This is a genomic window from Paenibacillus sacheonensis, from assembly GCF_009909195.1.
Lineage (GTDB): Bacteria > Bacillota > Bacilli > Paenibacillales > Paenibacillaceae > Paenibacillus_Z > Paenibacillus_Z sacheonensis.
Genome location: NZ_JAAAMU010000007.1, coordinates 1 through 24,991 on the forward strand (window position 1 = coordinate 1; position 24,991 = coordinate 24,991).

Sequence of the window (24,991 nt, forward strand, 5' to 3'; positions counted from 1 at the left end):
TCACAGAGATATTCAGGCTTACATCCACTTCTACAACCATGAACGATTACAAGCAAAACTAAACGGCCTCAGTCCGATGGAGTACAGGACTAAGGCCGCCTAATTGACTTTATTTATTTGTACTGTCTACTTGACGGGGTGCAGTTCATGACCGGCTGCCGCTTTTCGCAATTGAACTATATTGTCCAAAAATTTACTTTTTTTGCTTCTCGAATATCGTCTGCGTGCGATCTATAAAATCTTCAACTTCCTTTTGCACGGCTTGCCTCTTCTGGTCCGCTTGCGCTTGCGTAATCTCGCCTGTTGCTAGGACAGCACCGATTTTAGCAGTGATGTCCGACATAAGCGTATCGATTAAGCTTTGGCGGGAAACGCCATGAACTTCCGCAATGTCCGCAAATGATTTGCCCGCTTGAACCTGTTCGGCGAAAGTCGCTTTGTCGATGCCCAGCAATTCGAATGCAGCCTTCATATTATATTCGCCAATGCCCTTCTCTCTGACTTCTTGCTCTTTGTTAAGCGGGGTATCGAAGACGCGTTTCGCTTCCAACGAAGCCTTCTTGCGTACGTTTTCTTTCTGCTCGTCCGTAAGTCCGTTCGGGTTCTTCGACTCGATTTCTGTACGGATTTCCTTTGTTATCTCATCGATCAGAGGCTGGACTTCAACGCTTTTTTCGTTGGCGATATCAGTTAACGACTTCCCGGCTTCGAGCGCCTTTTGAAAGGCGTCTTTATCCAGTCCCAGTTTGGTTGCGGCGATTTGTTGAAAATCAAGTTTGACTTCTCCTTCGGAGTTCGCATCTTTGGCGGGCTCGCCGCCGAAGCTCTCCTTCTTCTTAAACAGCTCCGATGTATGATCGACAAAATCCTCAACCTCGTTAAGCGCTGCTTGCTTCTTCTTATCCGCTTGCTCTTGCGTCCAATTACCGCTCGCCTTGGCTTCATTGATTTTAGCCAAGATATCGGAGGACAGCGCATCGATCAGCTGCTCACGGGATATACCGTGATTTTTGGCGATATCGACGAACGATTTGCCCGCGTGCACCTGATCGGCGAAAGCAGCTTTATCGATTCCGACTAATTGAAGCGCTGCTGCTACATTCCAGCTACCTTCCTGCTTATCGCTCTCCTGATTAAGCGGTATCGTGAAGATGCGTTCTGCTTCCATCGCGGCCTTCTTCTTCACATTGGCCTTCTCCTCGGGCGTAAGATCCTTCGGATCAAGATTTGCCTCGATCTCGTCACTGATTTCCTTCGTCAGCGCATCGATCAGCGGTTGAATCGCTTTGCCTTTTTCTTTCGCGATATCCGCGAGCGACTTGCCGTCTTTTTGCGCTTGTTCGAAGGCGGCTTGACTCAGTCCGAGCTTTGATGAAGCGATGGCTTGCAGATCCAGCTTCAACTTATTCGCTTTGCCTGGCTCCGGCTTCTCGCCTTGCTTGCCGGCAGGCGTTGTCTTTTGGGCGTTTGCATGGCTTGCCTGCTTATCCTCCTGCGATTTGCCGTTCAGATTGTCTGCCGCATAAGCAGTTACCGGCACTGCTATCGCGATCAGCATTGCCGCGCCGGCGAGCTTCCAATTCTTCCTCATTGAAGATCCCATCCTTATTCGAACTTGCCTTCCGTCTAATCGGGAGGCTGCATGATTTAAGATAAAGCAACATTCTGAAAAGAATCTGAAATGTTCGGAACCGTCACGCGGAAAGTCGTGCCGACCTGGGGCGTGCTCCATACTTCTATCCTTGCCCGATGCGCATCGACGATTTGTTTGGCTATCGCAAGCCCGAGACCTGTACCCTCCGACCGGCGGCTCCGAGCTTTATCCATCCGATAAAACCGTTCGAAAATACGAGGCAGATGCTCGTTTTCAATGCCGATTCCCGTGTCGCTCACGATAATGGCTGTCTTCTGGGCATTCGTTTCCAAGGATACGGTAACGCTCCCGCCTTCCCGGTTGTACTGTATGGCATTCTCGATCAGGATGAGGATGAGCTGCCGAATGCGTACCTCGTCCGCTTGAATCATCGCGTTGTCCTCGCTTGGTGCGCCTTGACAGTTCTCCCATGCCAGCCGCACATGTTTCGATGCTGCGATCGACTCCAATTGTTCCATCGCTTGAAGGACCGTGTACCGCAAAGAGAAACGCGAGACGGCCAGCTCGAGCCGCCCGTTGTCGCTTCGCGCAAGCACGAGCAAATTTTCGACCAACCGGCTCATGTGGTGGATTTCCCGTCCCGACTTCATCAATACGTTTCGATGGAAGTCCGGCAGTTTATCGCGCTGCTCGTCCAACACTTCGAAGGCGGATTTCAAAATGCTAAGCGGCGTCCGCAGCTCATGCGAGGCATCGGAAGTAAACTGCTCCTGCCGACGGAAAGCTTGTACGATCGGCCCCATCGCTCTTCCCGCCAGTAAGAATCCGGCTGCTCCACCGACGGCAAGCATAAGCAGAGCGAACCCTGCAAATGCCCAGCGCAGCTGCGATAGCAGTTGGTTATCATTCGTTACTTCCTGCGCGACGATTATCCGGTAGTCCTTGATTTCCCCATCCGGTATGACCGTTCCGCCGATTCGGAACGTCCTTCCATCGGCGCTTACGTTGCGATAGCTATGATCGGGTTCCGCGAGAAGGCTCGGCAAGAGCGCCGTCAGCGGAAAAATCGCTCCGGACGGATCCTTGCCGGATGGCGATGACTGAAAAATCACTTCCCCGTTCGGATCAAGCAACCATGCCGTTTGATTGAGCTGCAAACCTCCGGGTTCATAGAACGAATTCACCTTGTCCCGATCTGCAGAAGGACCGAACACCATCTGGCCTTTAGGAGACTGGACCAGCTTCTGCAGCTCTGCCTCATACTGACTTCTTAAGGCGTCCAGCTGATTGTCTTCCGTGGACGTCAGCATCTGCTGTACCATCCATAAGGAGAAAATCGCGGAGATCACAAGAATAATGCCAATGGTGAGCGAGAACTCTCGCGTTAACCGGGTGCGCGTCCGTTTGAACATCGTTCTCATTCCCCACCTATCGTAAACCGGTAGCCTGCGCCATAGATGCTCTGAATGCATTTTGTTTCATAAGGCCCGTCCACTTTTTTGCGCAGTAATTTGATTGTGGCATCGACGGCATTCAGCGTCACATCCGACTCGAGCCCCCAAACCTGATCCAGCAGCTGTTCCCGTGAAAGGACTTGGCCTGCATGGCGCATCAAACAGACAAGCAATTGAAATTCGCGTCTTGTCAAGACAATCGCCGTGTCTCTGCGCGTGACCTCGAACCGCTTCAGATGCGCCGTTATCTCGCCTAAGTTGATCATATCCGACGACCGGTACCCCCGATCCTGTCGACGAAACAGGGCGAATAACCGTGCTTCAAGCTCCTCGAACGCAAACGGTTTAATCATATAGTCATCTGCCCCGGCTTGCAGCCCTTCTACCCGGTCTTGAACGGCATCCCGCGCCGTCAACAGGAGGATGGGCGTATGATCCTCGCTTCTGCGGATCTCGCGTACAAGTTCTAGCCCCGACATCCCGGGCATCATCCAATCCAGTACGTATACGTCATACCGGCCAGCTGCTAGCGCTTCCTTTGCCTGACGCCCGTCTTTCATCCAATCGACGACATGATACTGCCGTTTCAGTTGATGCTCGGTTAGTTCACCAAGCATTTCATCGTCCTCCGCGAGCAAGATACGCATGATTCTATCCTCCTGTAGCAACCATAGAGCATTAATGTACCTGGAAATTATGAAATGAGCATGAAATTAATAATCGGCGGGGCGTTAGCGATTGTTGATTTGCTTTACGATCATGTTAGTGCATCCCAATGAAGCTTTTCAAGTCAAATCCAGGACTTAATTGCGGCATGAGCTTATTTCGCATCTCGAGTATCATAGCTCACCTGGATCGATTATGGTACAAATCAGGAGTCAAATTTAAATTCCATATATTAGGTAAATTAGATCGACTAAGCGCATAAACATGGAGTGTTATTCAACAATGCTGTCGGCTCTTATTTCGAAATTTCATTCAGCGTTACATGGGATGGAGGAGCGTTAAATGGCGGATAAATGCGTAGGCGGAACATTTGACGGCAACACGTTGGTCACAGCCAGGGATAGGGAGCTTTGCGTACAAGGGACGGGGGTGGTTCAGTCGGATGGCAGTACATCCGGCGGCGGTTGCGCCGGGGACACGGTTAAGAATTTCGCCGCCGCGGACAATCATGCGTTAAACACGACTGCAATTTACGCCGCTCGAGGAAAGTTCGGATACTCGCAGGCAGTGAAGCTGTTGACCCAGCTCAGCAGCGCAGCCCGCCCCACCGTAGATTCAATTGTCTTTAACGATCCTAAACTTAGCGCGAGAGTCGTTGAGGGTCTCGGAAAGCTGACGGAGCTTTCGGCCCAAGCGCTTCACGCTGCTCCAGAGGATCAGATTTATGCAGCCGATACTCACGAATATTTTGCTAATCTAGCCAGAGATGTCGCCGATCACACCAACGACGAACATCTGAAGCGTCTTGTTAACGAAGCGATTACAACGGCAGTTCGATTCGTTGGGATACCACTGAAGGAAATCATCACTCAACTTGGACCGGCGCCGGAACTTGGACATCTTCCGGAGAGCGTCGAACATATTGAACTTCAGACATTATTCGACGCTGATCTTGTGATTTCATCCAAGGTTCTGCGGTCAGATTTCCTTCCCATCGATGCAACCCTCTTCCACAGTCGATTCTCTGATGCACGGATCGCAATAGAGGCAAAGGCCCGCTCGCTTGGCGCACTAGCGAGTCAACCGGCAGGAAAACTTCGAAGTGCCGGAGGCGGTTTCGTACAGCGGTATGCGGACTGTGATATCTACTATACACCCGAGACCGGCGCTCACGAGGTCCATGGAGAAATACGCAATAAGTATCTTGCCGTCAACGGTCCGGTGCTGCTGGGTTTGCCTACCACCGACGAATCGATATGTCCCGACGGCATTGGACGCTTTAATCATTTTCAGAAGAGTGCGTCGATCTACTGGACGCCTCGAACAGGACCCTTCTATCTAATGGGTTCCGTTCGGTTTCGGTGGGCATCCGAAGGGTGGGAAACCGGAAGGCTTGGCTACCCCGTGACAGATCAGTACTCCCTTACCGGACTATACCCTCCGGAAGACAACCCTGATATGCACTGGAGTAAATTCGAAAATGGCATGGTGTTCGCACATGGAAGCGAAGCGCTGGTCGCGCTGGCTGCAGAAGTCTCCGAATCCCAGGTGAGAGACGCCATCTATAAAACCTTCGATCGAAAGATGAAAACGAAGACGGTCGCCTTAGGTTTAATATCCGTCGAGATTCGACCCGGTCTATACGGCGTCGACGCAGCCGGGGTCGGGGATTGGTCATACGGCTTCTGGTCCTCTGTTCCGCGAACCCTTAAACTTCGCGTACGCGGCTTCGTGAGTTTGCCCGTAGTCTCCGATCCGACTTGGGAAGTAGAAGTCGATCTTCGGTTCGTAACAACATCGCCTCTGGAATCGTTCACTTATCCCCAGTATAAGACCGTTTTGGCCGCATTGCAGCGATGGTCGGTTCGCGTTCATGGCGTACTCGCAGACACAATTCGCGATGAAATCGTCACTGCTTTAACGGACGCATTTCAATCCACTCCGACTTCGCTAGGCTCCCTCGTACTTGGCGATCTGCCTACGGGCGTTAGCCAACGGGGAACCGGCAAAATCGACGTCCTCGATATCATGCTCGCAGCTGACGGCTCGCTTCAGATATTCGTAAACCCGCTTCCGGATTTAGAGGGTAGATTCCGCAAATTAATCGCACAGAGCAAGCTGGACAGTTTGATTGCCGACTTTTAAGCATAAAAGAGCGGTATTCATGGATAAAAACGTCCAAGAATACCGCTCTTCTTTTTGATCTACCGCATATCGGCGTGCATCTTTGAATGGCTGTCTCTTGGCCCCCTCAGGCGGCCGGTACCAATCATTCGGAATCGTCCGGTCATTGCCGAGACAGGACCAGATCGCATCGATAGGCGTTCGCAATTCGCTTCCGGCCGCTTACAGGTAGGCCGCAAGCGTCCGCCGGCCCTTAACGCAGGTAATCCGCGAGCTGCGCTAACGCGAGCGCAGCTTCGGCGCGCGTTACTTTCGCCTTCGGCTGGAACTTGCCGTCCTTCGACGTCGTCATCAAACCCGCCGCCACGGCGGATTGAACCGCGCCGAGCGATTGCGCCGTCACCTGCTTCTGATCCTTCAGCACGACCGCCTCCGGGTGGTTCACCTTCCGGCCAGTGCCGGCTTCGTACGCATGCACGAGCAGCACGGCCAATTGCTCGCGGCTTATTTCCGCCTTCTCGTCATGCCGGCTCGCCTGCGGCGCAAGGCCGTCAAGCTTCGCCGATGTGCGCGATTGCGCGTAGGCTGCTAGTCTAGCAAGCAGCGTATCCAGTTCTTCAGCCGTCAGTACCTGCTTCGGATGGAAGCTGCTCGAATCTGCGGTCACAATGTGATCGGCTACGAGCGTTTTCACCGCATCGTAAGCAGCGTGACCTTGCGGGACATCGATGAAAGGCTGCTCCTCCGTACCGAGCAGCGAAGTAAGCGCCTCGTATTTCGGCGTGTTCAGCCCATTGAAAATATCTTCCGTCGCGCCCCACATGCCGTACCGATTGTAACCGCTTGTCAGCGTGAAATACATGAACATGTCGCCGTCCTGCGCAAGGAAATTGTTGCCGACATCGTATTTCACCAGATTGCCCATCCGCTCGGAGCGATGCGCCGCGATGCGGTTGTCCACGTTCACGGTGCTGCCGCCGCCGGAGTCTGGACCGCCTTCGTACGTGAACGATTTCAAGCCATACTGATCTGCGAGCGAGATGAGCTGCTTCTTGCTGCCATCCGGCTTACTGAAATTCGCGCTGTCCGCCTGCATCGCCGTCAGCACCTCCGTTGCCGAAGCCGCTTCGCCTGCCGCGCTCGAGTTAAAATACGGCGCGCTTGCGATCGCATAGAAGTAGTTCTTCGGATCGCCATACGTCTTGGATACCCAGTTCAGCATGTCCTCGTATTGGTCCGGCATGATGGCAAACCAGCTGAGCACCGGCCTGACGCGGGTGTTCAGCGCATCCTCGCCCAGCTCGGACTGGAACTGCCGGCCGATCTCGATCAGCCGCTGCGCGATGCGGTGGCGCGTCCACGAGCGCTTCTCCGGCGTATAGTCCATATCGTTCGGATCGTCAAAATACGATTTCATCGTGAACTTATTCAGAACGGAGCCAGGCTGCGAGCCTTCCGCGATGGCCGCGGCCTTATTGTAGGCTTGCTGGGTGAATAGATCGTTCCATACTTCATTCGAGTATTCCACGTAGATGCGTACGCTCGGATCGAGCTTCTCCTTGAGCAGCTTCGCGAGCTGTTTCACGTAATCATCGCTAGCCGCGACCGGAATGTTGATCCAGATATCCTTCTTCGTCTCGTTCGCGAGCTCGATGACGTACTCCCACGCCGCACCGTTCTTGCCATCCAGCGCGAGCTGGGTCGCATCCGTCGTTAGCTTCCGGTCCTTCCACTCGGTCGCGGCCGGGTACGCCGGATTATTGTTGTTCGTGCTCAACCAGTCCATGAAGCGCAGCGTACTGAAGGGCTGCAGCGCCTGCAAAAATTCGCGCGTGAACGTCTCCTTGCCGTCAAGCTCATAGCCAGGGCGCATCAGCTTCACGTCTTGAACGCCGCCATTGGTCTGCTTAAAGCTCATAAAGATCAGTCCGCTGCCCGTAGGCAGGTTTATATCCGCAGTCGTCGTAGCCGACTTCTTATCGTAATGCTGATTCGTCACCGTGATCGGACTGGAAGGATCCATATTGCCGATGACCGCTTGTCCTTTGAACGACAGCTTGTACGTGCCGCTGATGTCCGGGAACCGTTTGTACGGATCGTCAATATCGTTCAGCCACGCCGCTACCGGTCGTTGGTCGAACATCACCGTCGCCGCGTCCTCGAGCGGCCAGCCGTTCGCATCGACCTTGACGCCTTCGGAGCCGTCTGCCTTTACCCACTGCCTCAGCGTCTTCGCCGCATCGGAAAACTCGAAGCCGCGTCCGCCGATCCCTTCGAGACCGACGCCGATTTGACCCGGGTAAATCTCTTTCGTCAGCTCCGGCAGCGGCGTAATCGTGTTCACCGTCAACGTGTTGGTCGGGAACGATTGCAGCGTGTCCTCGATGGCCACGACCTTAAACGCATTCGCGCTTCCGGCCTGCAAGCCTTCTGCCGTGTACGACGGCTTGTCCGTCTCGCCGACCTTTTGATCGTTGTTATAGACGGTATAGGCGATGTCCGTATGTCCTTGCGGCGCATCCCATACGAGATCGACAGTCGTTTCCGTATTGTCGGTCGAATGCAGGAACGATGGCGAGATCGCTTCTTTTTTCGCGTCATCTGGCGTCATGATCTTCTGCAGCACGACATCATCGAGATAAAAATCCGAATTCGACCACTTCACCAGCGTCAAATTGGAGTTCGAGAGTTTCATCAGCTCCGGCGGAGCCGTGAATAGCGTCTCGATGTAATGGTATTCGCCATCCGCTTCATTAAAATCGAGCTGCCGGGAGAAGCTCTTGCCGAGGGTCAGCTTCAAGTTGCCGCCCGCATCGCCGTTCTTGTACTTATACCACGCTCCGAAACGATAGGTCCGCTGCGGCTCGAGCGCGCCGAAATCAAGTCCCGTTATCCCGAAACCGCCCGCAATCTTCAGCGCCTGCTCCGCGCCGTGCGGCTCCTCCTGGCCGATATTGATGTTCACCCAGTTGGGCCAGCCGATGGCACCGCTTTCAAAATCACCGTTCGGAACGAGATTACTGCCATTGACCGTATCGTCGCCCGCTGGATCAGCCGAATCGGCAGCAGACGTATGCATGGGTGCGAGCAGCAGCAGCGCCATCGCGAACATGCCTAAACGCTTCTTCATAGGAATCCTTCCTCTCTTCTTCGTTGATCGCCTTAAGCAATTTACAAGGTTCTCGTGTTCAATTTCAATTATACAAGCGGCAATTTTGAACTCGTGAGGGAAAAATGTCCAGTGGAGGTGGATTCCCGTCCACAAATAATTGCCTGCGATCGCAAGCCGCAGAGCTCCATTTAAGCTATTAAACTACCAAAGGTCTCCTTCGCGATTGCCGTTACAGCGCTTCTCCTGCCGTCAGCCTCTCCTGCGCGTACGCACGATATTGCTTAGGCGAGAGCCCCGTCCGCATTTTGAACTGTTTCGAGAAATGCAGCGGATCCTGGTAGCCGACCGCGCGGGCCAGAAATTTAAGCGGGTTCATCCCCGTCGCTTTGCTGAATACCCTGCGGAAATACCGCTCGCTGTATCCCGTGAATTCCGCTATCTGTTAATGGATTAGCGAAACAAACAAAGGCAGCCAATTGGCTGCCTTTGTTTGTTTACTAGATGATCGGATACGTCACCCGCGATACAATCATGATCTCGGATAGACATGCTTGCTATCTTGCTAGCATCGAATTTCACTGGAAGATTGAATTCGGAATCACGTCGGGATACCGTTCAAGAATAATCGAAAGCATCATGAGGTGTCCGAAAGGTTTAAAGGGTAAATTTCCATCCAAATGGTGGTTAAACAGGACTTTACCGCCTGAAGATACGAATTCATCCAAGGTTATGATTTCGGAACATAGACGAATAACCTCTTTGCGAGTCAATAGCATCAATGCTTTCGTCTCCATGCTGGGTACCGGTTCGTCATCTGATGATGCCAGGAAAATCGGCGTTACAGCTTGTAATGAACGTTGATGTCCCACAATCAAAGGACGAGGCTCGATAGGAACATTTTGAAATTCCGCAATGGGTTCCAAGCGTATTTCGATATCGAAGATAGTATTGGGACAATAAAAAGACATGGTTGGTATGATCGGCGTTATTCGCATTCGAGATTCTTCGAGAACCTCGCGTTGCGAGCATTCCCATGCCGTTTCGGCTCCTTCTCTATGCCCGCCTAGCCTTACGATGGCAAGCGCGGATTGATCCTCAGTCGGTCCCATTATAAACGCCATCCTTCTATTTGATAGTACGAATGCTCCGGCCTTTTGAACAATCTCATCGCCCACGCAATTGCCTCCCTTTAAAACATTTCACCCTTATATTACCATGCAACGATGCCCAATGATGGAACAAACTCAATTCCCCTGCAGAACGCAAACGGCCTCCGCCCATTAAAGCTAGGACGAAGACCGCATACCGATCATTATGAATTCCATTGTCTGCCGACGGCGTGCAGTTCAATCGGTCGGCCCTCCGGTATCCTTGCGCCCCCGCTACTCCTTCACCGAACCAAGCGTTATCCCATGAATAAAGAACCGCTGCAGGAACGGGTAAATAAACAGGATCGGCAGCATTGTGAGCGAGATTTTCGCGGCGTCGAGCGTTTGGTTGGAAACCTCGGAGAGCATCCCGCCTTTGCCGATATCTTCCGGCGCCATCGGGTCGATCGTGACGACGATCTGCTGCAAATACGTTTGGAGCGGCAGCAGATGCGTGTCGTTGATGAACACGATCGCCTGAAAATACTCGTTCCACGTGTTAACGATCGTGAAGAGCGAGATGGTTGCCAGCACCGGCAGCGACAACGGGAAATACACCTGCGTCAGCTTCAGCCAAGGACCCGCTCCATCGATGTTGGCACAATCGTCCAGTTCTTTCGGCAGATTGCGCCAGAAGTTGAACACGAGCAGGATATTGCCGAAGTTAAACAGATACGGCAGCACCAATATCCAGAAATTATCGTACAGCCCCAGGTTCTTCGCATTCATGTACCCCGGAATGATGCCTCCGTTGAAGCTGCTGACGATCAGCAGCAACCACAAATAGATGTTCCGCATGCGAAAGTCCTTCGTCTCTCTCGAGAAAGGAAAGGCGGCCAAATACGTCACGACCGTGCCCAGCAGCAGCGTCAAGCCGATCCGCTCCAGCGACACCCAGAGCGATATGAAAAACTGTTTGTCGTCCAGGACATGGCTGTACGCCTTCAACGATAAGCCTTTGGGCAGCACCGTAATCGTTCCGGAGCCGGCGACAGCGGGATTGCTGAACGACACGGCCACCGTATGCAAGATCGGAAACAGCGTGACGACCGACACGAGGATCAGAATGACGATGATGACCCAGTCGAAAGCCCGCGAGCCGAATGTTTTGGAATAAATCATAGGCTGTCCTTCCCCTCCCGCTAGAATATCCGGTAATTGGCGTAACGATAGGCGAGCGTGTACGTGAGGGCGATCAGGATCAATCCCATCAGGCTATTGACCAAACTGACGGCCGTGCCGATTTCATACTGCGCTCCGACCAGGCCGTTGCGGAATACCCACGTTTCGATGACGTCCGCCGTATCGTATACGATGACGTTGTACAAGTTGTAGATCTGATCGAATCCTGCATACAGGATGCCGTTCAGACTCAACGTCGCGAGCAAGGCTATGATAACGGCGATGCCTGGAATGGATACATGCCATATTTTCTGAATCCGACCGGCGCCGTCGATTTCCGCTGCTTCATATAAGGTCGGGCTGATGCTGGTGAGCGCAGCGAGGTAGATGATCGTCGAGAAGCCCATTTCCTTCCACATGTTGGACAAAATAATGATCGGCCGAAACCAGATATTGCTGCCCAAGTACATGATCGGCTTGATGTGGAAGATCGATTCCATCATGTAGTTGATGATGCCGTGCGTGGAGAAGATGTCCCGGAAGATACCGGCCAGAATGACCCAGGATAGAAAATGCGGGAGATACGTTATCGTTTGAACGGTCCGTTTGAACCATTTCGTTCGCAATTCGTTCAGCATTAACGCCAGGATAATCGGCAGCACCAGCAGAGTGACCAGTTTGCCGACCGAGATGAGCAGCGTATTGCGGAGCACGCGCCAGATCTCCGGATTTTGCACGAGAAAATGATAGTGCTCCAGCCCCGCCCAAGGCGAGCCGAGCACGCCCTTCGTCGGTACGAAATGCTTGAATGCCAGCACGACGCCGTAAATGGGAAACACATTGAACAGGATGAATACGATGAACACCGGAATCAGCATGACGTGATAATGAAATTGGTCGTTCTTGAACAGTTTGGTTATCATGACTTTCACGCTCCACCTGCCTGATTATGCCGGATGGCGCCAAGACTCGCTTGGCGCCATCCAGATCGAACGTCTTCTATCAGTTCCCGCTTTCCTTGGCGGCTGCCTCGTTGACTTCCTTCGTAATCGTATCTCCGCCCTGCGCCTTCCATTCCTTGACGAACGTATCGAAGTAGTCGACCGGTTCTTTGTTCATGATGATCTTGGTGAAAACCGTCAATTGTTTATCGATCAGCGATCCCATCTTGGCGTCATACGTCGGCGTCGTGCCGCTGAAGCCGTTCCACTGAATGTCCAGATCGGAATGCGCGATGGCGGACAATGCCGACATCCAGTTAATGTAATCTTTGTACTTGCCGGCGTCCTTGCGCGGGTTGTCATGATTCGGCTTCAGCGAGTTTTCGAAAATTTGCTTCTCGCCTACCGTCAGATCGTCGACGCTCGCTTTGCCGGCGAATATATCCTCGAACAGCTTAACGCTGCGAAGCGTTGTATCGAGGTAGCCGATGCCGAAATTCGGAATGATCGTCGGCGCATCCACCTTGTCGGTTCCGAACTTGGTGTTGAGTTCATTGCGGCGATCGATGGTTTCTTGGAATTTCGAATGGCTGATGCTCGTCGAGAGGTTCAGGATTTTCACGGCTGCTTCCGGATTCTTGAATCCCTTCTTCACGACCAGGAATTGGTCGGTCGGGAAGTTCATGATGGCATGGATCTTATTGTCGGTTGACAGCGTGTACGCCTTCCAGTCGGCCTTCGGATCGTTGTCGATATTGAAGGTGAGCGGATAGCTGCCGTTCCACCAGGATCCGATTTGCATGCCGGCTTTGCCAGACGTAATGAATTCCGCCTCCTTATTGCCGTCGCTGAGCGCGAATTCGGAATCAAGCAGTCCTTCCTTGTACATGCCGGCCAATACTTCAAGCGGCTTCTTGTTCGTATCCTGAATGCCGCCCCATACGAGCTGGCCGCTGCTGTCCTTGACCCAGCTTTTCGGATAGGCGTTGAACGCGTTGAAGATCGAGACGGCATCCGTGAAGCCGGGATCCATAAACTGATTCTGAAGCGCGAGGCCGATCGTGTCCGGCTTGCCGTTCCCGTCGGGATCCTTCTCTTTGAACGCTATGGCCACCGTGACCAAATCGTCGATCGTACGAGGCGCCTGCAAGCTCAGCTTATCCAGCCAGTCCTGGCGGACCCATAAAATTTGAACGTTGGCATACGTGTCGCCTTGGGAAGGAAGACCGTACATTTTGCCATCGAAGGTGGCGTAGTCCAGCGCCTTATTGTCGAACGTATTATAATAATCCTTCACTTCGTCGGAAGCGTACTGGCTGTACGCGTCGGTTAGATCTTCCACCATGTCGGCGTCGACCAGCTTCTTCAGCATGCTCCGCGCGGATTGCTTGTTGTCCGTCGATTTCAGCAGGAAAATATCGGGCAGGTCATTGCTCGCGAACATCAAGTTGTATTTCTGATTGTATTGGTCGCCGGACGGCGCGCTCCATTTGACAACCGGCTTGATGTTCAGCTTGTCGAGCCAGAAATCCGTATTCCAGTTCGACTCGTAGGAGCTTTCCGGGATAAAGCTTTTCTCCGATTCCGGATTGCGGTCGTAGATGACGCTGACTTCGAGCGGTTCCGCGTATTTGCCGAACGGATCCGGCTTCTCGGCCGGTTTGTTCGCCGTGTTGCCGGTCGCTGCCTTGTCATTTCCGGTCGTGGCTGAAGCGGTGTTGGCCGGTTTCTCCGCATTGTCGTTGGCTTCGTTCCCGCCCGCATTGTTATTCGAGTTGGAACAGGCGGCTAGAATGAGCAGCGACGCGGCTGCGGCGGCAAGTCCCACGCGAGACTTCTTCATATATACCCCTTCTCTCCCTATTGTTCGACGACCTCTTTACCTTGCTCATCGAGCCTCCATAAGCTCTATCGTTGCGTAACCAGTATGCGGATGCCCGATTCGATCGTCTACCAAAGTGTACTATGAATGCGTACTCATTCATTAGCGAAGAATGTAGGCGGATACGGCGAAAACCGTTGCGAGTCCAAGCAGGCATCGGATGATTTTCGCGGTTGTTCGCAACAGGATTCTACGGCCGAGCGTCAGCGCTGCCGTGCAGGCTGCGGATACGGTATTCGGACGGCAGCATGCCGGTATGTTCCCTGAACACCCGGCTGAAATACCGTTCATCCTTGAAACCCGCCTGTTCGGCGATCCAATAAATCGGATGCTCCCTCACGGCAAGCAGCCGCTGCGCGGTGCTGATGCTGAGCGCCTTCACATAGTCGTTGAAGGACATCGTGAAGATGCTCTTGAATATTTGGCTGAAATAGCTTCGACTGAGCCCGACCATCCGGGCGACTTCCCCCTGGGACAATCCTTCCTTCAAGTGCCGGCGGATGACCTCCAACGATTTCAATGCGCTCGCATAGACGTCTCTTGAATAGTGGAGCGATTCATACCGCCGAAGCAGACCGTCACGGGACTGACGCAGCTCCTCCGTCCATCGGTCCCATATAAAATTCGTACCGGACGCGAGCTGCTCCGGCATCCCGGCATCTCTTAACCCGTCGCTCAGCCGCCAGCCGAACAGGGACGCTTCCGTCATCGCAGCCAGTTCTCCGACCGGCGGTTCGCATCGCTGCACGAGTGCCAGCCATTCATCGAAGAGTTCGTCTTCGAAGATCCAGCCGCAGCCGTACCAGCATTTGGCGAGCTCGGTCATTGCGGCTGCCGGCTGCCGCTTCGCGAATTGCTGCCGCTTTAATTCCGCTGCCGATACGATCGTGGAACCGGTTGACCGGGACCAGCGGTAAGGAAACGAATACAAGCGGTAGCTGCTCAGCAGCTCGGCAATGACCCGGCTGTCTTCATTCCAATGATCCGTAATTTGCACGGCCGCCCACCCGGCTGCATCGGCTTCTTCGGCCAGTCTGACAGACGCCTCGCCCGGTTCGGGAACGAACCAGCTGTCTCCTTCGATCCTGTTCAGACTTAAGCCGTGCGCTAATCGCAGCCGTTCCGGGAACTGCCCGATCTCGCCTCCGGTCGGTACAAGCAGCAACCCCGGCGACAGCGATTTCGGCTGCTGCTGCTGCCGCTGCAGCATGCGTTCGCAGATGCGCGCCAGCGCGCTTTCTAGTTCCGCCGCGTCCAGCCGAGTCTTCACGATATAGTCAAGCGCTCCCAGACGCAGCGCCTCCCGAACGAAGTCAAAGTCGCGGTGGCAAGTCAAGACGACGGTCGCCAACGACGGATACAGCGTATTGACTTCCATCAGCAGCTCCAGCCCCGATTTGAACGGCATGGTCAGATCGGTAATGAGCATATCCGCTTCATTTTCGCGCAGGAAAGCAAGCGCCGCCTCCCCGTTATCCGCCTCCCCGATGATTTGGATGCCGAATTTCTCCCAAGGAAGCGAATGGACGAAGCCTTGCCGTACGAAAAACTCATCTTCCACGAACAGCGTCCTGATCATTCGAGTTCTCCTCCGATTTCGAGCGGCAGCCGAATGGTCATGGTCGTCCCGATGCCCAGCTCGCTGACCACCTCCAGACGATACGGCTCCCCGTAATGGGTATGGATCATGTTCTGCACGTAAGACAGGCCGATGCCGAGCCCGACCTTCTTGGCCACCCTGTCCGGCTGTTCGAACAGCTGGTTGACTTTCTCCGGCGGCATCCCTTCGCCATTGTCCCGGATATGAATGATCAAATAGCGATCGCCCTCGCGTTTTATCGACACCAGAACGAAGCCGTCCTTGTTGCGGAACCCATGATAGAGCGAGTTCTCTACTAGCGGCTGAAGCAGAAACCGCAGGAATGGAAGCTCCAGCACGTCGTCGTCGACATCGTAATCCACGCGGAACGAATGCTGGTAACGCATCTGCTGCAATCGCACGTAATCGCCGAGCGCCTTGAGCTCCTGCCTGACGGTCACGATCTTGCCTTCTTTGCCCAGATTGTAATCCAGCACCTCGATAAAGTCGGATACGAGATCGAATATATCGCGTTGTCCGTTCATCTTGGCCAGCCATTGCACCGTGTTCAGCGTATTGTGAATGAAGTGCGGATTGATTTGGTACATCAGCTTTTCGACTTCCAGCTTCCGTTTGTTTCGTTCCCGCTCCCCGATCTCGTTCAGCAGCAGCATGATTTCGCCCTTCATATAGCCGAACGTGCCCAGCAAGTCGTCGAATTCCAACACTCCCGTATACTTGACCGGCTCGTTGAATCGCGTTGCCGCCGCATGCTGCAAATACCGATTTAACCGGATGAGCGGGCGATAGATCATCCGCCAAATCAGCCAAGCCAAGCCTAAGCTCGCGACAATCGATAAGAAGCCGACCATCACGAAACGGACGATCCATTCATTCTGTTCGCGGAAAAACTCTTTCTTCTTCACCGCCGTAATTAACGTCCAGCCGTGCCGGCCCTGGGAGGCGAACAATACATAATCGCCTTGCTCGAAATACGTGCGTCCCATCAGCTTGTCCGGTTCGAACGCGGCTTGCAGCGGAAACGCCTTCTCATCTTCGCTGTAGATCGTTGAACCATCCGTATTGAGCAAAATATGCTTGATCGGCAATCCGTACGGCAAGCTGCTAAGCCTGTCCTGGAACACTTTGAAGTTGGTCTCGATATAGACCGCGATCGGCGGGTCGCCGGCGCCCCCGCTGACCGTACGGAGCACGGAGAGCACGCGGTTGTCGCTGTACGGATACAGCGTACGATGCGGACCGAGGAATTCAAGTCCCGCGTAAGGCGTGGAGATATGGGGGAATTGCTGAATGTGGAGGTTAGGGCTAACGTTCATATTGGAGAATAGATAAGTATCGTTGCCCGGAAGGTAATACGTCATCAGTCCGAGATCGGGATTCGTATAGTTGACGATTGTCGTGAATTTATAAACGTCCTTCTCGATCGCGCCGCGCTCCAACGGGTCGGATTGGCCGATAAAGTCGTTGTAGTGGTTGCGAATATCCCCGAACAGCGTCAGCTGCTGCGAGGCATAGTCCAAATTGTTCAGCGTATTATCGAGGCTCATCTTCTCTTGCTCCAACGTGCTCTGTACGCCTTTCTCCAGCTTGTTGGCGAGCAAGTGATAGATGGTATAGTAGGAGATGCCCCCAATTAAGGAAACGGGAATGAACGACGCAAGCAGCAGTACGATAATGAGCCTTGTTTTGAGCGAGTGCGGCAGAAGAACGCCATTTGGGACGCGGACCATGAAAGCTCTCCCTTCGGTGTGGGAAGAATCGATCGTGTCTGTTGTGTAAGCGCTTATCAAAATGGATGTTTCTTCATGATAAGCGATTATGGCCGGTTGGACAATCGTCCTTTATCCTTAAAATGGTTTCTCTTCAGTTATTATACAACGATTTCGTGCAACCGCCCACCTCTCCCGCGCCCATGCCCCGGCGGGTATCCGAGCTCAATACCAAGTTCGTTCCAAAATAGACGCTTCCGAATCCAGGAGATCGATTTTGAATTAATTCGCAATCCCTCGCGCCAAGACCTGAATACCGGAGCTATCCTGTCGGAGCAAAAAAACGGAGTCCGGGTTATCCCGAACTCCGTTTCATATTCTGCTTAACGTAGAAGCGTTCAGCGACTATACGCCGGATTGCCGACTGGAATCTTCGCCTCGATCCGCTCGCGCCAATCGCGAAGCTTCCGGTGCAGCCGCTCCGTAATCTCAGGCTGCTCGCCCGCAATAGTAGACGCTTCCGACAGATCCGTCCTTAAGTTATACAGCTCCAATCGCCCATCCTCGAAAAATTCGATTAGCTTGTAAACCCCTTCTCTCACTGCTGACCCCGGCGTCCCTCCCTGATTGCCGTAATGCGGGTAATGCCAGAACAACGCTTCCCGGTCCAGACGCTCTTCTCCTTTGAGCAATGGCACAAAACTTACGCCGTCCTCGTGCTGTTCCGGCAGCGGGCCTGCACCTGCTATTTCCAGCAGCGTCGGGTAAAAATCAGGGCTCGACACGGGAACTTCGCTGATGCTTCCCGGCTTCACCACGCCGGACCAACGAACGATTAGCGGCTCCCGCACGCCTCCCTCATACATCCAGCCTTTGCCTTCTTGAAGCGGACTGTTGCAGGTCGGCGAACCTTCGGCCGTCGCCAAACCGCCGTTGTCGGACGTGAAAACGATTACCGTGTCGTCCAGCTGTTCCGTCTCTTCCAAGGCTTCTATCAATCGGCCGATATTCCAATCGAGGTTATATATCATCGCCGCATACGCGGGATCGGACTGGATCATTCTCCGTTGCACCCGCAGATGTTGTTTATGCTCGCACGGAAACGGCTCTCCCGCCACAAAAGGATCGAGTTGGTCCAGCCCGAGCGATCTGGCCTTGGCCGCGAAACGCTCGGTAAGCTCTGCGCTCACCTCGATCGGGATGTGGACCGCATAATGCCACAAGTTCAAAAAGAACGGCGTCCCGTCATTTTGCCGGATCAGCCGAATCGCTTCGTCCGTCAGCCTATCCGTCAAGTATTCGCCGACCGGACCTTCTTCGAGCGTCTCGATGCCATAAGGGCTGAAGAAGCCATTCAACGGCATCCCCCAGCTGCAGCCGCCAATATTAACATCGAAGCCATGTTTGTCCGGATAATGGTCTTGTCCGCCGAGATGCCATTTGCCCACATGCCAAGTCCGGTAGCCCTGTTCCTTTAATGCGGACGCCACGCTTTTCTCCTGAAGCGGGAGATGCCTGATGTACGGCGCATCGATCAGTTTTCCGGCTGTCCGGCCGCCGATCCAGTTGGTCACGCCGACATTCGCCGGATATTTCCCGCTCATGATGCTAGCCCGTGTCGGCGAGCAGACCGGAGCGGCGGCATAGGCGTCCGTAAACCGAATGCCCTCGGCGGCAAGACGGTCCAGATGAGGCGTTTCGTAAAAGGCGCTGCCGTAACAGCCCAAGTCCTTCCAGCCCATGTCGTCGATGAGGATAAACAACACATTCGGTTTCTTCGTCGGTTGACTCATCCGTTTCTTCCTCCCATCCATAATTGCGAAGAAGCCCGCGTCTGCTCGCGGGCTTATCTCTGCTTAATAAGGCCGGTCGCCTACGATCGCCACGCGCTCCGCAACGCGGCGGTTCGGGTAATAGTCCGAATTCGCGTAATGCTGCGTGGCGCGATTATCCCAGAACGCAATGGAGTTCGCTTCCCAGCGGAAGCGGACCTGGAACTCGGGCAGCTGCGAATGACGAAACAGATACGAGAGAAGCTCTTCGCTTTCCTCTTGCTCCAGACCTGCGATCCGCACCGTAAAGTTCGGATTGACATACACCGTCTTTCTTCCCGTTTCCGGATGGGTACGCACGACCGGATGCTCGGCAGCCGGAAATTCCTCCTGGCGATTGAGCAATTCCTCGGGGGAGAGCCGCACGCCGAAGACGTGAGTAAAATCATGAATCGCCGTGAGGCCATCGATTCTCTCCTTGATCTCGTCGGGCAAATTATCATAGGCGGCACCTTGGTCCGACCATAAGGTTTCTCCGCCCAAAACAGGCGCCTCCGTCACGCGCAGGACTGCTCCCAGCGCTGGCGTCAACCGCCAGCTTACATCCGAGTGCCAATTGTTCTCATACCCGGCTTTTTTGTCATCCTTGGCGAAACGAACGACTTCATCCGAAGAACCTTGGGGCAGAAAAGGATGCGTCTCCAGTTCTCCCCACAGACGGGCGAATGACTGCTGCTGTTCGCTCGTAATGTCCTGATTACGGAAGAAAATCACTTTCCACTCCAGCAGCGCGCGATTCAGCTCCCTTTGGAGCTCCGGCGTTACGGGATTGCGAAGATCGACGCCTTCGATTTCCGCGCCGATCAGAGGACCATAAGGCTTTACTTGAAACAGCGTGTAAGGCTGCTCCTCCACTCCTTCCGGCAGCCGGTTGATGATGCGAGGACCGCCTTTAATGCCTCGGTCCGGAATTTGACGGGGACGTTCTTCGGGTACGATCGTTTTCGTCATGGTAGATGCTCCTCGCTTTCGCTATTGGTTTGCGTTTTCCTTCTTGTATTCTTCGTTGACCGACTTCAGAATTTCATTGCCGCCAGCTTGACGCCATTTCTCTCCTAGCTCTTCAATCCCTTTATCGACGTCGATCTTGCCGTTCAAAAGGTCCACGAAATATTGGTTATACACTTCATTGACGGCTTTACCGTATTCAATCTCCGCATCTGTCCTGCGGGTAACGAGATTCGGAACGAAGTATTGCGAAGCGACTTTGACCGAATCCCGAGCGCGATCAATATTCGGCTCCGTCTGCGGCAAGTAATCTTCATCGATCGGCCACGTCACGTTACCCCAAGCAAGCGGATGACTCCAGCCATTCGGTGCAAATCCGTCCTTTTCGCGTTCCGCTTCATTGTAAATGATTTTATCTCCTTGCTTCGTATAGTGGATGCCTTCAATGCCGAGCTGCAGCAAGTCGCGGCCTTCCTTGGACAACATGAATTCGATAAATTCCGCTGCCTTCTCCGGATTCTTCGCCTTATTGGTAACGGCCGTGAACAATGCCGTTTTCGGATGGGTAGCCATACCCTGCTTGCCATCCGGTCCGGCTGGGGGCGGCGCGTATCCGAGCACGCCATTCGGATTGACCTGCTTCAGGCTACCTTCGATGCGGCTCACGTGACGGAACAATGGACCGTCCATAACGCCCGCTTTGCTTTGGAAAAACTTCTGTTCCTTCGCAGGCCGGTCATACAGAATATACTCGGGATCGATCAATTTCTCCTTATACCACTTGCGGAGCTCCTCGATACCTGCCTTGAAGGCCGGATGTTCGAAGCGAGGGATAACTTCACCTTTATCGTTCAGAACATAGTCCGCATCCGGAAGTCCGTACGCATACAAAACAAAATCAAATGCAGTCAAAGCGTCGCCAGGCACCGGCTTATTCGTGATGTAACCGAAAGTGTCAGCCTTGCCGTTGCCGTCAGGGTCCTTTTCCACGATCGCTTTCAGCGCAGCTTCGAATTCATCCAATGTTTTCGGATGCTGCAAGCCCAGCTTATCCAGCCAGTCCTGGCGGAATTGAACGGTATAATTCGACTTCTCCATACCGCTCACGAAGGGGTATCCGTAATATTTACCGTCTACCGCCGTCCACTGCAGACCATTATCGAGCTTGGCTTTAATCGTGGGTATTTTGTCAAAATAATCGTTGAGCGGAAGAAGAATACCTTCCTTAATCCACTGGGAAACGGAGGAAGAGGGATACTGCGTCGTCACAACGTCAGGAAGATCCCCGCTTGCGATAGCTACGTTAATCTTGTCGTACGAAAACTCTGGCGCGATCTTGATCGTCAGCTTGATGTTCAGCCGCTTGTTAATCTCGGCAATAATGCGGTCGTTCGGAACCAGCGGCTTCGCCCCTTGGTCGCCTGTAGTTAAATAAACGAGCTCATACGGCTTTTCCGTACTCGATGTAGAACCATTGCTGCTGCTATTGCTGCTGCTGTTACCGTTTCCGTTACTGCCAGCTTTATTTGCAACCTTATCCGAGCATCCTGCCGTTATGACTAACGCTGCGGCCATTGCCAAGACCACCCATTTTTTCATTGATTTCTCTCTCCAATGCATCATTTCACTGCCTCCTGCTTGTTTTTTTATAGGAAGGAATTATTCCTTGACCGCGCCAATCAACACGCCATTGGTGAAATACTTCTGGAAAAACGGATAGAGGAGCATGACCGGAATAGAAGCTGCCATAACCGTCGCCATCTTGATGGACGGCCCGAGTAGAAATACGCTGTCGCCGCCTCCCGAGTACGAGGATTCGTTCTCGAACAGCATGCTTCGCAAGAACAGCTGCAACGGCCAAAGCTCCTTGTCGCTAATGAAGAAGATCGCATTGAAAAACTCGTTCCATCTGGTAACGGCATAAAAGAGCGTGATGGTGGAGATGGCCGGCAGCGATAACGGAATCACGATCTTGTACAATATTCTTAGATCATTGCAACCGTCGATACGGGCCGCTTCGACCAAGCCGTCTGGCAGCGCGGCGAAGAAGTTTTTCATAATGATCAGGTTATACGTCGCCAGCGCGCTCGGAAAAATCAACGCCCACACCGAGTTCATCATGCCGAGGTTTTTGACGACCAGATAGGTCGGAATGATGCCGCCGCTGAACATCATCGTAAACACGAAGAAAAACATAATCACTCGGCTTCCCTTCAGACCTGGCCTGGAAAGCGCATAGGCTGCCGTTACCGTAAGGAACATACTGATCGCCGTGCCTACTACCGTGACGAACAGCGTTACGCCATAAGACGTCCAAAGCTCGTTCATCGAGAATAAGTACTGATAAGCCTCGAAGGTGACCTCTCTAGGGAAAATATGAATATTGGATCCCAGGTACTCCTTCAGCGGAATGATCGATACAACGAACGTATCCCAGAAAGGATATATCGTAACGATCGCTACAATCGCCAAGAATCCAATATTGAACGAATCGAACAGCTTCCCTACCCTGCTTGTATAATGCATAAGCTCCCTCCCGTATCAGTAAACGCCATGTTCTCCCATCTTCCGGGAAAGCCAATTAGCCAGAACAAGAAGCGTGAAATTGATCAACGACTTAAACAACCCAACCGCCGCCGCAAGACTGAATTTACCATCCGTCAAGCCAATCCGGTAAACGTAAGTGTCGATAATATCCGAGACGCGGTATACGCCTGGATGATAAAGCACGAATATTTGCTCGAAGCCCGCCTCCATAATACCGCCAAGCCGAAGAATGAGAATGAGCACGATGGTGCTCCTGATCAGCGGTATCGTGAGATACAGCAGCCGCTGAAAGCGGTTTGCTCCGTCGATGACCGACGCTTCATACAAATGCGGACTGATTCCGGCCAAAGCGGCGATGTAAATAATGGTGTTCCAGCCAAACTCCTTCCAGATCATGGATAAGACAAGCGTGCTGCGAAAATAGGATTCATTGCTCAGAAAACCAATCGGCGTGCCTCCGAACAGCTTAATGATGTTGTTCACTACACCGCTGTCGGTGGAGAGCAGATTGATAAGAATCCCTCCCAAAATGACCCAGGAGATAAAATGCGGCAGGTAAATCACGGTCTGAATCGTCTGCTTGAACAGTCTTGACCTAACCTCGTTCAATAACAACGCAGCGATAATCGGAGCGGGAAATCCAAAGGCAAGCCGGTAAAGCGAGATGATGACCGTATTTTTAAAGACTTCCCAAAATTTATCCTGCGAGAATAAATACCGGAAATGCTCAAAACCTGCCCAATCGCTGCCCAAAATTCCTTTTGTAATGCTGAATTCCTTGAACGCAACGACCGCGCCGTACATCGGGATGTAGTGGAAAATCAGATAGTATACCAGTGCCGGAATCAGCATGATATACAGATAACGGTTAAACCAGATATACCTTAGTAAACTTGCTCTTTTGCGGACGCGATCAGGCGATTGAACTGCCGCTTGTCGTAACGCGACTTCTTTACGCGCTGACTCGCTGTCAACGAATTCCATCGTAGGTGCTCCCTTCCTAGAAAAATAATAAAAGACACAACATGGTGGTTGATGTTGTGTCTCCGGATAACCAGTCGACGCTTTATTCATTTTGCATACGCGGTAGAATAACCGGGGTTAGTAAGGACCTCTGGTCAACCAGGCGGTTCCATAAAAAAAGGAGACGCAGCACCTCTTCAGGCACTGGTCTCCGGTGATCCGGTAGATAAATTACTATTCCTATGAGTTTACTTTGTTTATTATGAAACTCATGTTAACATGCACGTATTGAGGCGTCAACGGTTTTTTCAAAATAATTACAACTCTGAAAAAAGAAAACTTGATTATGCCGCGTCTTCCAGCAGTTCCCTGAATCGATCTCCCGAACTTAATATAGGCCTGAATTTTTTCCCTTTTAGCCATAAAAAAACACCCTCCAAATAGCACTCAAACCTCCATGGAAAACATGAAGGTTTTTTGAGTGACTACTTGAAGGGGATCATACGATTTCGCGACACCTTGTTGCAGACGGCACGGAATACGATTTCTAGAATTGGACCTTCGCCACGACTGGATAATGGTCCGACGGATACCTGCCGTTTATTTGGCGGCGATCGATCTGCACCTTCTTGATCTCGAATTCGGCGGTAGCAAAGATATAGTCGATCGGTTCTCCCGAATCGCCGCCTTTAAAGTCATGGTAGGTTAAACCCGGATTTCCTCTGATCAGGGAGTACGCGTCTTTCAAATCGCTATTCCTGCCGTCAACCTCGATCTCGCCTCGCAAAAAACGAATCGGGAATTCGCTGGGAAACGAGTTGAAATCCCCTGAGAGCAGCGCCGGGTGCCCATCTAAAGCGCGTTGTCTAGCCATATATTCTCCTATTTTTTGAATCCCGCGGTCTTTCGCTTCCTGGCTGTGATGGTCTAGATGGGTGTTGTAAAAATAGAAGGATTTACCTGACTTTCGGTGAAAGAAACGCGCCCACGTGCAGATTCTCGGAAACGAGCTCCCCCAACTCATCGAAGCTTCCGTCTCCGGCGTTTCGGACAGCCAAAACTGTCCTTTTTCTTCCATTGCCAGCTCGCCGCGGTTATAAAAAATCGCATTATGCTCATTCTCATGCTCCCCGAAACGACCTTGCCCGACCCAATCGTATTCGTTCAGCCGCGCCCCCAAATCGTTGAGCATCGCGTGATAGCCTTCCTGCGTGCCGATAAGCAAAGGATGATGTTCTTTGATAACGGCGGACGCTCGGTCGATTCGTTTCGGCCAATAATCGGGGCCATCATTGATTTCCGGATAGCGCAAATTAAACGTCATGACAGTGATCTCTATCATACCTATG

General features: G+C 52.8%; 19 protein-coding genes. 2 read left to right on the forward strand and 17 right to left on the reverse strand.

Features of this window, described 5'->3' with window-relative positions:
• The coding region (locus tag GT003_RS15020) for an IS3 family transposase (protein WP_161699146.1) at positions 1–103 on the forward strand (103 nt) is incomplete at its 5' end.
• Between the two features lie 90 nt (positions 104–193).
• On the opposite strand, the gene GT003_RS15025 is transcribed toward GT003_RS15020, so the two are convergent.
• From GT003_RS15025 to GT003_RS15035, 3 genes are read right to left on the reverse strand one after another with little or no spacing between them, the layout of a single operon-like run.
• Positions 194–1,732, reverse strand: coding sequence for a hypothetical protein (locus GT003_RS15025; RefSeq protein ID WP_161699148.1), 1,539 nt, complete (start codon positions 1,730–1,732; stop codon positions 194–196).
• The gene (locus tag GT003_RS15030; protein WP_420831453.1) at positions 1,648–3,066 is read right to left on the reverse strand and encodes a sensor histidine kinase; all 1,419 of its coding nucleotides are present in this window, start codon (positions 3,064–3,066) and stop codon (positions 1,648–1,650) included. The genes GT003_RS15025 and GT003_RS15030 overlap by 85 nt, the downstream gene beginning before the upstream one ends.
• The gene (locus tag GT003_RS15035; RefSeq protein WP_161699152.1) at positions 3,012–3,695 is read right to left on the reverse strand and encodes a response regulator transcription factor; all 684 of its coding nucleotides are present in this window, start codon (positions 3,693–3,695) and stop codon (positions 3,012–3,014) included. The genes GT003_RS15030 and GT003_RS15035 overlap by 55 nt, the downstream gene beginning before the upstream one ends.
• Before the next feature lie 361 nt (positions 3,696–4,056).
• Between GT003_RS15035 and GT003_RS15040 the strand changes: the two genes are divergently transcribed.
• On the forward strand, positions 4,057–5,859 hold the full coding sequence (locus tag GT003_RS15040) for an LGFP repeat-containing protein (protein ID WP_161699154.1): 1,803 nt from the start codon (positions 4,057–4,059) through the stop codon (positions 5,857–5,859).
• 232 nt (positions 5,860–6,091) lie between these two features.
• Here GT003_RS15040 and GT003_RS15045 read toward each other — a convergent pair whose 3' ends face one another.
• The 14 genes from GT003_RS15045 to GT003_RS15110 form a co-directional block, all read right to left on the reverse strand.
• Entirely contained in the window at positions 6,092–8,968 is a 2,877-nt protein-coding gene (locus GT003_RS15045) for an S-layer homology domain-containing protein (protein ID WP_161699156.1), read from the reverse strand.
• A gap of 211 nt (positions 8,969–9,179) precedes the next feature.
• Positions 9,180–9,326 carry an AraC family transcriptional regulator gene (locus tag GT003_RS15050; RefSeq protein ID WP_161699158.1) on the reverse strand — a complete coding sequence of 49 codons (147 nt, stop codon included), beginning with the start codon at positions 9,324–9,326 and terminating at the stop codon, positions 9,180–9,182.
• A 199-nt stretch (positions 9,327–9,525) separates the two neighbouring features.
• Positions 9,526–10,125 (reverse strand): NUDIX hydrolase, encoded by a 600-nt coding sequence (locus GT003_RS15055; RefSeq protein ID WP_161699161.1) that lies wholly within the window; start codon positions 10,123–10,125, stop codon positions 9,526–9,528.
• 207 nt (positions 10,126–10,332) lie between these two features.
• On the reverse strand, positions 10,333–11,220 hold the full coding sequence (locus GT003_RS15060; RefSeq protein ID WP_161699163.1) for a carbohydrate ABC transporter permease: 888 nt from the start codon (positions 11,218–11,220) through the stop codon (positions 10,333–10,335).
• A gap of 20 nt (positions 11,221–11,240) precedes the next feature.
• Complete coding sequence (locus tag GT003_RS15065) at positions 11,241–12,143, reverse strand: ABC transporter permease (protein WP_161699165.1); 903 nt, start codon at positions 12,141–12,143, stop codon at positions 11,241–11,243.
• 79 nt (positions 12,144–12,222) lie between these two features.
• The gene (locus GT003_RS15070; protein WP_161699167.1) at positions 12,223–14,004 is read right to left on the reverse strand and encodes a type 2 periplasmic-binding domain-containing protein; all 1,782 of its coding nucleotides are present in this window, start codon (positions 14,002–14,004) and stop codon (positions 12,223–12,225) included.
• 229 nt (positions 14,005–14,233) lie between these two features.
• Positions 14,234–15,622 carry a helix-turn-helix domain-containing protein gene (locus GT003_RS15075; RefSeq protein ID WP_161699169.1) on the reverse strand — a complete coding sequence of 463 codons (1,389 nt, stop codon included), beginning with the start codon at positions 15,620–15,622 and terminating at the stop codon, positions 14,234–14,236.
• Positions 15,619–17,373, reverse strand: coding sequence for a sensor histidine kinase (locus GT003_RS15080; RefSeq protein ID WP_161699171.1), 1,755 nt, complete (start codon positions 17,371–17,373; stop codon positions 15,619–15,621). Before GT003_RS15080 ends, GT003_RS15075 begins: the two co-directional genes overlap by 4 nt.
• A 377-nt stretch (positions 17,374–17,750) precedes the next feature.
• Complete coding sequence (locus GT003_RS15085; RefSeq protein ID WP_161699173.1) at positions 17,751–19,145, reverse strand: sulfatase; 1,395 nt, start codon at positions 19,143–19,145, stop codon at positions 17,751–17,753.
• Between the two features lie 63 nt (positions 19,146–19,208).
• Positions 19,209–20,135, reverse strand: coding sequence for a TauD/TfdA dioxygenase family protein (locus GT003_RS15090; protein WP_161699175.1), 927 nt, complete (start codon positions 20,133–20,135; stop codon positions 19,209–19,211).
• A 21-nt stretch (positions 20,136–20,156) separates the two neighbouring features.
• On the reverse strand, positions 20,157–21,755 hold the full coding sequence (locus GT003_RS15095) for an extracellular solute-binding protein (RefSeq protein WP_204798914.1): 1,599 nt from the start codon (positions 21,753–21,755) through the stop codon (positions 20,157–20,159).
• Between the two features lie 36 nt (positions 21,756–21,791).
• Entirely contained in the window at positions 21,792–22,658 is an 867-nt protein-coding gene (locus GT003_RS15100) for a carbohydrate ABC transporter permease (RefSeq protein WP_161699177.1), read from the reverse strand.
• A gap of 15 nt (positions 22,659–22,673) precedes the next feature.
• Entirely contained in the window at positions 22,674–23,753 is a 1,080-nt protein-coding gene (locus GT003_RS15105; RefSeq protein WP_239565881.1) for an ABC transporter permease, read from the reverse strand.
• Positions 23,754–24,189: 436 nt separating this feature from the next.
• Positions 24,190–24,984 carry an endonuclease/exonuclease/phosphatase family protein gene (locus GT003_RS15110; RefSeq protein ID WP_161699179.1) on the reverse strand — a complete coding sequence of 265 codons (795 nt, stop codon included), beginning with the start codon at positions 24,982–24,984 and terminating at the stop codon, positions 24,190–24,192.
• Positions 24,985–24,991: the final 7 nt, after the last annotated feature.